The sequence below is a fragment of the Herbivorax alkaliphila genome, assembly GCF_030848475.1.
GTDB lineage: Bacteria > Bacillota > Clostridia > Acetivibrionales > Acetivibrionaceae > Herbivorax.
The window spans coordinates 33,829-42,377 of sequence record NZ_JAVDDS010000034.1 but is presented as its reverse complement, the minus strand read 5'-3'; the positions used below and the strand labels follow the sequence as shown (position 1 = coordinate 42,377).

General features: G+C 33.7%; 6 protein-coding genes, 2 tRNA genes and 1 other RNA gene. 1 reads left to right on the top strand and 8 read right to left on the bottom strand.

Features of this window, described 5'->3' with window-relative positions:
* Positions 1-220: 220 nt before the first annotated feature.
* Entirely contained in the window at positions 221-1,891 is a 1,671-nt protein-coding gene (locus tag RBH29_RS12490) for a glycoside hydrolase family 9 protein (RefSeq protein ID WP_306697219.1), read from the top strand.
* A 53-nt stretch (positions 1,892-1,944) separates the two neighbouring features.
* Here the strand turns inward: RBH29_RS12490 and rnpB are convergent.
* The 8 genes from rnpB to dnaG all read right to left on the bottom strand — a co-directional run bounded on the left by rnpB (position 1,945) and on the right by dnaG (position 8,389).
* Positions 1,945-2,364, bottom strand: an RNA gene (gene rnpB / locus RBH29_RS12485) — RNase P RNA component class A.
* Positions 2,365-2,407: 43 nt separating this feature from the next.
* The gene (locus RBH29_RS12480) at positions 2,408-3,589 is read right to left on the bottom strand and encodes a Nif3-like dinuclear metal center hexameric protein (protein ID WP_306697218.1); all 1,182 of its coding nucleotides are present in this window, start codon (positions 3,587-3,589) and stop codon (positions 2,408-2,410) included.
* Between the two features lie 10 nt (positions 3,590-3,599).
* Positions 3,600-4,289, bottom strand: coding sequence for a tRNA (adenine(22)-N(1))-methyltransferase (locus RBH29_RS12475; RefSeq protein ID WP_306697217.1), 690 nt, complete (start codon positions 4,287-4,289; stop codon positions 3,600-3,602).
* Positions 4,290-4,493: 204 nt separating this feature from the next.
* Positions 4,494-4,570, bottom strand: a tRNA-Ile gene (locus tag RBH29_RS12470).
* A 3-nt stretch (positions 4,571-4,573) separates the two neighbouring features.
* A tRNA-Asn gene (locus RBH29_RS12465) sits at positions 4,574-4,649 on the bottom strand.
* 213 nt (positions 4,650-4,862) lie between these two features.
* Complete coding sequence (locus RBH29_RS12460; RefSeq protein ID WP_306697215.1) at positions 4,863-5,075, bottom strand: rubrerythrin; 213 nt, start codon at positions 5,073-5,075, stop codon at positions 4,863-4,865.
* 412 nt (positions 5,076-5,487) lie between these two features.
* The gene (gene rpoD, locus RBH29_RS12455) at positions 5,488-6,567 is read right to left on the bottom strand and encodes an RNA polymerase sigma factor RpoD (protein WP_306697213.1); all 1,080 of its coding nucleotides are present in this window, start codon (positions 6,565-6,567) and stop codon (positions 5,488-5,490) included.
* A gap of 31 nt (positions 6,568-6,598) precedes the next feature.
* Positions 6,599-8,389 carry a DNA primase gene (gene dnaG, locus RBH29_RS12450; protein WP_306697211.1) on the bottom strand — a complete coding sequence of 597 codons (1,791 nt, stop codon included), beginning with the start codon at positions 8,387-8,389 and terminating at the stop codon, positions 6,599-6,601.
* Positions 8,390-8,549 lie beyond the last annotated feature (160 nt).

The window sequence follows — 8,549 nt, the reverse complement described above, 5'->3', positions numbered from 1 at the left end:
TATCTTTTTAGAAATTATGCATATAACTAATATTCACCTTTATAAATTTGAACCTTTTTTTATAATCTGATATAATTGTAAATGTATTTAAAAGCACTACACGCTCTATTTCACATTGCTTTATATTAAAACTTCCAAATCTATTTTGTGTATTTTATTAAAAAAAGATATATTTTATTAATTTATATATTTTTTAACAATTTTAAGGAGGGATTTTTATATGAAAAAAATCTGTTTAACACTTACTATTTTCACAATGTTATTTGCATCAATTTTTTCTATTTTTAATGTATCTGCCACAGAAAATTTTGATTATTCTACTGCACTAGAGTATTCAATTTACTTTTATGATGCAAATAAATGTGGGCCTGAAGCAGGAGATGACAATTTCTTTGACTGGAGGGGGGCTTGTCATACAACAGATGGAAGCGAAGCTGGACTAGATCTTACAGGAGGTTTTCACGATGCAGGAGATCATCTAAAATTTGGTTTGCCTCAGGCATATTCAGCTTCCATTTTAGCTTGGTCACTATATGAATACAGGGATGTCTTTGATGCTACAGGAAATACTGAAAAACTTCTATCTACATTAAAGCATTTCACCGACTATTTTCTTAAGTGCTATCCTGAATCTGGAACTTTTTATTATCAAGTAGGCTCTGGAGAAATAGACCATACATACTGGGGTGCACCTGAAGAACAAACAGGCCCTCGACCTGTTCCCTATGTTGCAGATGAATCCAATCCAGCATCAGACGTTTTAGGACTTACATCAGCTGCCCTGTCAAAAATGTATTTAATTTATAAAGATGTTGATGCAGATTATGCAAATGAGTGCTTGCAAGTTGCAAAAGAACTATACGAAATGTGTAAAAATAATCCAGGTGAATACGAACTGGGGGCATATTACAGTTCAAGTTCATTTTGGGATGATTTGGCATGGGCTGCTACTTGGCTCTACGTTATAGAAAATGACGACTCATATCTTACAGAAATAGACTACTATCTTTCCCACAACACATTCCTAGGTGAAAGTCCTTTTGAAAACAAATGGACAATGTGCTGGGATGATATGTATATGGCAGTATTCTGTAAGCTGGCAGAATTGACAGGAGATCAAAAGTATATAGACGCAATGGACTATAATCTGGATTACTGGATGAATTCCCTTACAACAACACCTGATGGACTAAGACATTTAGATGTTTGGGGTGCATTAAGATATGCATCTGCCGAATCCATGCTTGCTATGTTGTACTATGAACAAACAGGGGATGAATCATTAAAAGAATTTGCCAAATCTCAAATAGATTATGCATTAGGAGATAATCAAAATAACATGTCCTACCTTATAGGTTTTGGAGAAAATTACCCTGAATGTCCCCACCACAGAGCCGCAAATGGTTATACATATGCAGGAGGAGAAAATTCAAATCCCGCCAAACACTTGCTTGTGGGAGCACTAGTTGGAGGGCCTGATGCACAGGGGAATTATGTTGATGATGTAAACCTCTTTCAACACACAGAAGTTGCAATTGACTACAATGCTGCCTTTGTTGGAGCTACCGCAGCTATAGTAAGATACTATGGCGATTTAACCCCTCCTGAGCCTACGCCTGAGCCCGACTTGGTAAGGTATGACGTTGGTGATATAAACCTTGACGGTAATATTGATACTACAGATTTAACTTTAATGAAAAGATATATTTTAGAAATAATTGATGAATTCCCTTATGAAGATGTTGATAACTTAAAAATTCCTATAGCAGATGTTAATGGGGATGGATTTATAGACACTACCGACTATATGTTAATGCAAAGATATGTACTAGAACTAATATCTGAGTTTCCAGTAGAATATGACATTTATGGCAATGTAGTTGAAAGATAAACACGTAAAAACGAGGTCAGGCTTGAATAATTACTTATTCAAGCCTGACCTCGTTTTTGAGCAAATCTATAAGCCGGGTTCTGTATCTGACAGTCATCTATCTAGGCCTTGCATTTCTGCAAAGCTCAAGCCACCTACCCGGGACTGGCGGGCAACCATAATGTCCCACTATACGGTGTTGCTCCAGATGGGGTTTACATAGCCGGCAAGTCGCCATGCCGCTGGTGAGCTCTTACCTCACCTTTCCACCCTTACCCTCCTGAAAGTTGGAAGTTAGAGGTTGGACGTTAGAAAAAACGCATCTTCCAACTTCTAACCTCCAACTTCCAACCTCCAAAAAGGCGGTATATCTCTGTTGCACTTTCCTTAAAGTCACCTTCACCGGGAGTTACCCGGCACCCTGCCCTATGGAGCCCGGACTTTCCTCATGTACGGTCTTTCGACACTGCACATGCAACCGTCTGACTTACTCAAATAAATCAGTATCCTTTATTATATATTCATTTTAAATACATGTCAATATATTATAAATGGATCTTCTTCCACACTATTACTCAAAATGTCCAGATTTTCAAATTGTTTTTTTAACATATCCACCAATTTGGGAACAATAATTCTTTCTGTACCAAAGTGACCTGCATCAATAACACACATTCCCATTTCAACCATATCTACAGCACTATGATATTTAACATCCCCAGTCACCAAAACATCAGCCTTTGACATTACAATTTTATTTAAGCTTTCATCGTAACTTCCACAAAAGACAGCTGCTTTTTCTATTTTTTTATCTACACTACCTATTACACGTACATTTTTTGTGTTAAGTTTTTCTTTTACAGTGTTTATAAAACCATCTAATGTTTTTGGATTTTTAAGAATCCCTATCTTTCCTAATCCATATTCTTTTCCCTCCATATTAAGAGGATATACATCATATGCCACTTCCTCATAAGGATGGGATTTAACCATTTTATCTATTACATTACGAAGTTTTTCCTGAGAAACTATGGTTTCAATTTTTACTTCATTAACATATTCAAGCTCCCCTGTAAATCCTATGTATGGGTTGGTTCCTTCTAGAGGCTTAAATGTTCCTGTACCCTTTGTCATAAAAGAACATTCACTGTAATTACCTATACATCCTGCTCCTTTACTGCTCATTGCCTCTCTTACCTTATCAACGCTTTCTTTCGGTACAAAAACTACAACCTTATAAAGCTTTAATGATTTATGCTTTTTTAAGTTTTGTAGGTTAATAAGATCTAAAGTCTCTGCAAGATGTTCATTTACTCCCCCGTCCACTACATCTAAATTTGTGTGGGCACTAAAAACGCCAATATCATTTTTAATCAGTTTGTATATAACTTTACCCTTTATATCCTCCTCATTTATCCTTTTAAGTCCTTTAAATATAGTTGGGTGGTGAGATATGATTAAGTCCACAGATTTGTTTACAGCCTCATCTACGACCTTTGAAGTAACATCAAGGCAAACCATTATACGCTTTACTTCACTTTTCTCATTTCCTACAATGAGCCCTACATTATCATAGCTCTCCGCAAGCCTTTCAGGTGCGATATTCTCCATATATTTTATGATTTCTCCAAGTCTAATGCACATGTTAAACTCAACTCCTTTTATAATTTTAAGACTGCTCATTCTATAAGTTGGAGCCTCTCTTATACTCTTTAACATTTAGCTTTAGCTAAACGAGTTCACGAGCTTTTTTATACTTTTCTTTAAGTATAATACACTCTTTTCTTTTTATTGAATCTCTTTGCTTCATATTTTCCATTTCATTTATAATTTTGTCAAGCTGTCTTATTTTATTTTCAATATGAGTTTTTAAAAGAGGGTCTTTTTTTTCAAATAGTTTTTCTCCAATATGGTAATATAAATTATCCTTTCTTTTAATTTTTCCTGTCCATTTCGCATTTATAACATCATATATTTTATAACCTTCTTTAGTCAACTCTTCATCATAAACTTCAAAACCATTATCACAAAGCCACTCATGGACAACCTCTATAGCATACATAGGTTGAATTATTAATGCTCTGGCTTTTTTAGCCTTACTTTTGCCTCTTTCTAAAATTTCTTTTATAATAAGGCCTCCCATACCTGCAATAATTATTACATCTGTTTCATTTTCTTTTATCGAATCAAGTCCATCTCCAACCCTTGTTTCAATGCTATCTAAAAGATTATACTCACCTATGTTTCTTTTTGCAATATGTATAGGCCCTAATCTAACATCAGATGCAATTGCTTTTTCACACTTTTTATTATTTATCAAATAAACAGGTATATATGCATGATCTGTTCCAATATCACAGACAATATTACACTCAGGCACCATTTGAGCAATCAACTTTAGACGCCCCGACAATTCCATCTTATTTTCCCCTTCCATTTTTCTTTAAAGAATATTAGTACAACAAATAGTATACACTAAATTGACTATAAAAAACAAACTACAAAAGCTACTTATTTTAAAGGAAATCAAAGGAACAAGAGCATGAAAATAACTTTGAAGCATCTCAAGAAAAAAAGTTTTAAAAAAACAAGAAGTCCAGTTAACTGGACTTCTTGTTTTTTGTGGTGGGCCTTCAGGGACTTGAACCCCGGACCTACCGGTTATGAGCCGGTTGCTCTAGCCAGCTGAGCTAAAAGCCCTCTTGGCTCCTCAAGTTGGACTCGAACCAACGACCCTGCGGTTAACAGCCGCATGCTCTACCAACTGAGCTATTGAGGATTATCGTGTCTTAGATATCTTGCATCAAACACAAGTAATATTATACATACCTACTCATAACAGGTCAAGAATAATATTAAGTGAATTATTAAATATTATCCTGCTATTTCATCAATTTTTATAAAAATGCTTCATTTTTCATGCCAATACTATATTTTTTATAGAAATATCATTTCATATGCATGCACTTATTAATTTGTATTTTTTAAAGTTTTATTTCTTATATTGCAAAAGTAATTCCCTAAGTTCTGTTGCATGCAATCCCTCTTCCTCTGCAAATCTTTTAAAAGTTTCCTTAACTTTTTCATCTTCAATCCTCTTTGAATACATTTCATAATCTCTTACCATTTCCATAGAATTTTCCCAAGCTCTTAACAATCGATCATAGGTAGTATATTCCACTGCATTATTATTCATTTCAGCCATTAATTATCATCTCCCATTTTATTTTTACTTTATTTTATAGTTTATCTAATTTGAATTATTTATTCACAAAATATACTATTTTTTGTCCAACATGCTGTATACTTTTAAGCTAATGTTTAAACATGTTAAACGTGAGTTTAAAATACTACCTCAAAACATATTGCTTTTTCTCTCTATTTATTTTAATATACAGTTAGTATATTTATTATACTCCCCTAGGTCCCGTAATTTAGCTTGCCGCTAAATGTACGGGATGCTTTTTATCCGTATGAACAGTATAAGACAGACATGTGGACGGTTTGGTTGTAAAGAGCAACCAAACCGTCCACATGTCTGTTTGTCACTAAAAAGATAAAATCAGCGAAAAGTGTCTTAATTCATAATAGATAAAAAACCCGATTTTAATCGAGTTTTAATCTAAATAATCCTTTAATTTTTTGCTTCTGCTTGGATGCCTTAATTTTCTCAATGCCTTAGCTTCTATCTGACGTATTCGCTCTCTGGTCACATTAAACTCTCTACCAACTTCTTCTAGAGTTCTTGCTCTTCCATCATCAAGACCAAACCTCAATCTTAAAACCTTTTCCTCCCTCGGTGTCAAAGTATCTAAAACATTTATAAGCTGCTCCTTTAATAGTGTAAATGCTGCCGCATCTGATGGTGCAGGAACATCATCATCAGGGATAAAGTCACCTAAATGACTGTCTTCCTCTTCTCCTATGGGAGTTTCCAGGGATACAGGTTCCTGAGAAATTTTCATAATATCTCGAACTTTGTCTACCGGCATATTCATCTCTCTTGCAATTTCCTCTGGCTGCGGCTCTTTACCAAGTTCCTGTAAAAGCTGTCTAGACACTCTTATAAGCTTATTAATTGTCTCTACCATGTGAACTGGTATTCTTATGGTTCTTGCCTGGTCTGCAATAGCCCTTGTAATTGCCTGTCTTATCCACCATGTTGCATATGTGCTAAACTTAAATCCTTTTCCGTAATCAAATTTCTCAACTGCTTTTATAAGACCTAAATTTCCTTCCTGTATCAAGTCTAAAAAAAGCATACCTCTCCCTACATATCTTTTAGCTATACTTACAACAAGCCTCAAATTTGCCTCTGCAAGCTTTCTTTTTGCCTCAGCATCTCCTTCTTCCATCCTTTGAGCCAAATTAATCTCTTCTTCAGCACTCAAAAGAGGAACCTTACCTATTTCCTTTAAATACATTCGAACAGGATCATCTATACTCACACCTTCCGGCACAGTAATTTCAAGATCCTCTTCTGTCAGCTGAATTTCTTCAAGCTCTTCTTCAATATCACCTACTACATCTACGCCCATATTCTCTAATGTCTCGTAAACTTTTTCTATATGCTCAGGCCCTATCTCAATTTCTTCAAAAGCATCCATTATTTCCTTATAGGTCAACATTCCCTTTTGTTTGCCTTTTTCAATCAACTCAAGTAAAATTGCTTTTTTAACATCATTATTGGGTTTCACTTACTGCCCCTCCGTTCATTAAAATGTACCTCTATATACTCTTCTTTTTGTATAATATTTGCTGCAACTCTAGCTTCATATTTTTCACTTCTTCAGCTGTTTGATTTTTTGAAGTAGATATTGCTTTCAAAATCTCTCTTTCTCTTTTTATTAGCTTAAATAGTTCCATTTTCTTAATTATATCCATTATTGCCTTTTTATTATCCTCAAAATTGCATTCCTCCTGTAATAATCTTGTAAATATATTTGAAATTTTATTATCAGCTAAATTTATAAGCTCCGCCGGCACCAATTCCTTTTTATTATCAAGTCTTTCAAAAATAACCTTTGCCAGCTCTCTATTATCCTCATCTTCAAAACTTTCCAGTGAAAGTTCGTCCTTAACCAAACTATACAGTGAGTTATCAATACTAATTAGTGAGAGTAAAATTCTCTCATAGGTTATAACTCGCTGATGTTCATCTTTATCCCTGCTCTTTTTAAACTTAGTCTTATTGTCAATACCAGTAACAACTGCCTTAAAACCTTTTTTTGGTTTTATCCTCTTTAAAACCTCTGCAAATATAGATTCCTGACTAATTTCATATTCCTTTGCTATCTTTTTGATGTACATCTCTCTTTCCATATCATTGTCCATTTTAGAAAGTACATCTGCAGTTTTGTTTAAAAAAAGAACTTTTCCCTCTGTATTATTTGTATCAATTTCACTTTTTAAAGCTTTTATTTTATATTCAACAAGTGAAAGTGATTTTTTTATCAAGCTATTAAAAGCCTCTGCTCCATTTTTTTTAATAAATTCGTCTGGATCTTTTCCATTTGGTATTTCCAATACCTTTACATTACATCCAATATTATTTAGCAAATCAAGTCCTCTCATAGTAGCTGCCTTGCCTGCTGTATCTGAATCAAATGAAATAACTATTTCTTCTGTGTACTTTTTAAGTAATTTCCCTTGACTTTGGGTTAATGCAGTGCCAAGAGATGCAACTGTATTTATTATCCCAAACTGGCAAAGAGATATTACGTCCATATAACCTTCAACTACTATTATTCTCCTATGGGATGAACTTTTAGCAAAGTTAAGACTGTATAAATGCTTTCTCTTGTTATAAACAATTGTTTCTGGAGAATTCATGTATTTAGGCTCTGAGTTATCTAACACTCTTCCACCAAACCCCAAAACATTTCCTCTTAAATCAAAAATAGGAAATATGATTCTCCCCCTGAATCTATCATAACAGGTATTGTTTTTACTTTTTAAAATCAATCCACTCTCTAAAAGAACCTCCTCATTATATCCTTTACTTTTCAAATACTTGTACAATACATCCCATTCATTTAGGGAATATCCTATTCCAAATTTTCTTGAAATATTTTTCTTTATTCCTCTTGATGCTAAGTATTCTCTTGCTTTGCTGTTTTTTTCATCCTTAAACTGCTCATAAAAAAATCTTGCCGCTTCTATATTAACTTTTAAAATCAGTTTTTTCTTTTTTGCTATTTCCTTGTATTCACCCTCTTTACCTTCAGGCAACAATATTTTTGCCTTGTCTGCTAAAAGTTTTATTGCCTCAACATAATCAAGATTTTCAACTCCCATTATAAACTGAATGACACTCCCACCATTACCACAACCAAAACAATAGTATAGTTGCTTTAAGGGATCAACATAAAATGATGGAGTCTTTTCATTATGAAAAGGACAAAGCCCAAAATATCCTTTACCCTTTCTTTTTAGTTGAATATACTCTCCAACAACACTTATAATGTCATTACTAATTCTTATTTCTTCAATCAATTCATCTGGATATAATCTCTCCATTTTATTATTCTCTTAAAACACAACTCCTTTTAAAATCAATTATGAAATTAATTTTCATACTCAATATTTCTAGCAACATTAAGTAGTTCTTCGACATATTTATCAATAATCCTTCTTTTATTCACTAAAATGATTTAATTTGTTTTAGCAACCTATGTAT

What these genes read in the sequence shown, in the direction of transcription:
- RBH29_RS12460 (WP_306697215.1), bottom strand. Translation starts at nt 5,075, where the DNA reads ATGGCTGAAATGAATAATAATGCAGTGGAATATACTACCTATGATCGA.
- RBH29_RS12490 (WP_306697219.1), top strand. Translation starts at nt 221, where the DNA reads ATGAAAAAAATCTGTTTAACACTTACTATTTTCACAATGTTATTTGCA.
- dnaG (WP_306697211.1), bottom strand. Translation starts at nt 8,389, where the DNA reads ATGGAGAGATTATATCCAGATGAATTGATTGAAGAAATAAGAATTAGT.
- RBH29_RS12480 (WP_306697218.1), bottom strand. Translation starts at nt 3,589, where the DNA reads ATGTTAAAGAGTATAAGAGAGGCTCCAACTTATAGAATGAGCAGTCTT.
- RBH29_RS12475 (WP_306697217.1), bottom strand. Translation starts at nt 4,289, where the DNA reads ATGGAATTGTCGGGGCGTCTAAAGTTGATTGCTCAAATGGTGCCTGAG.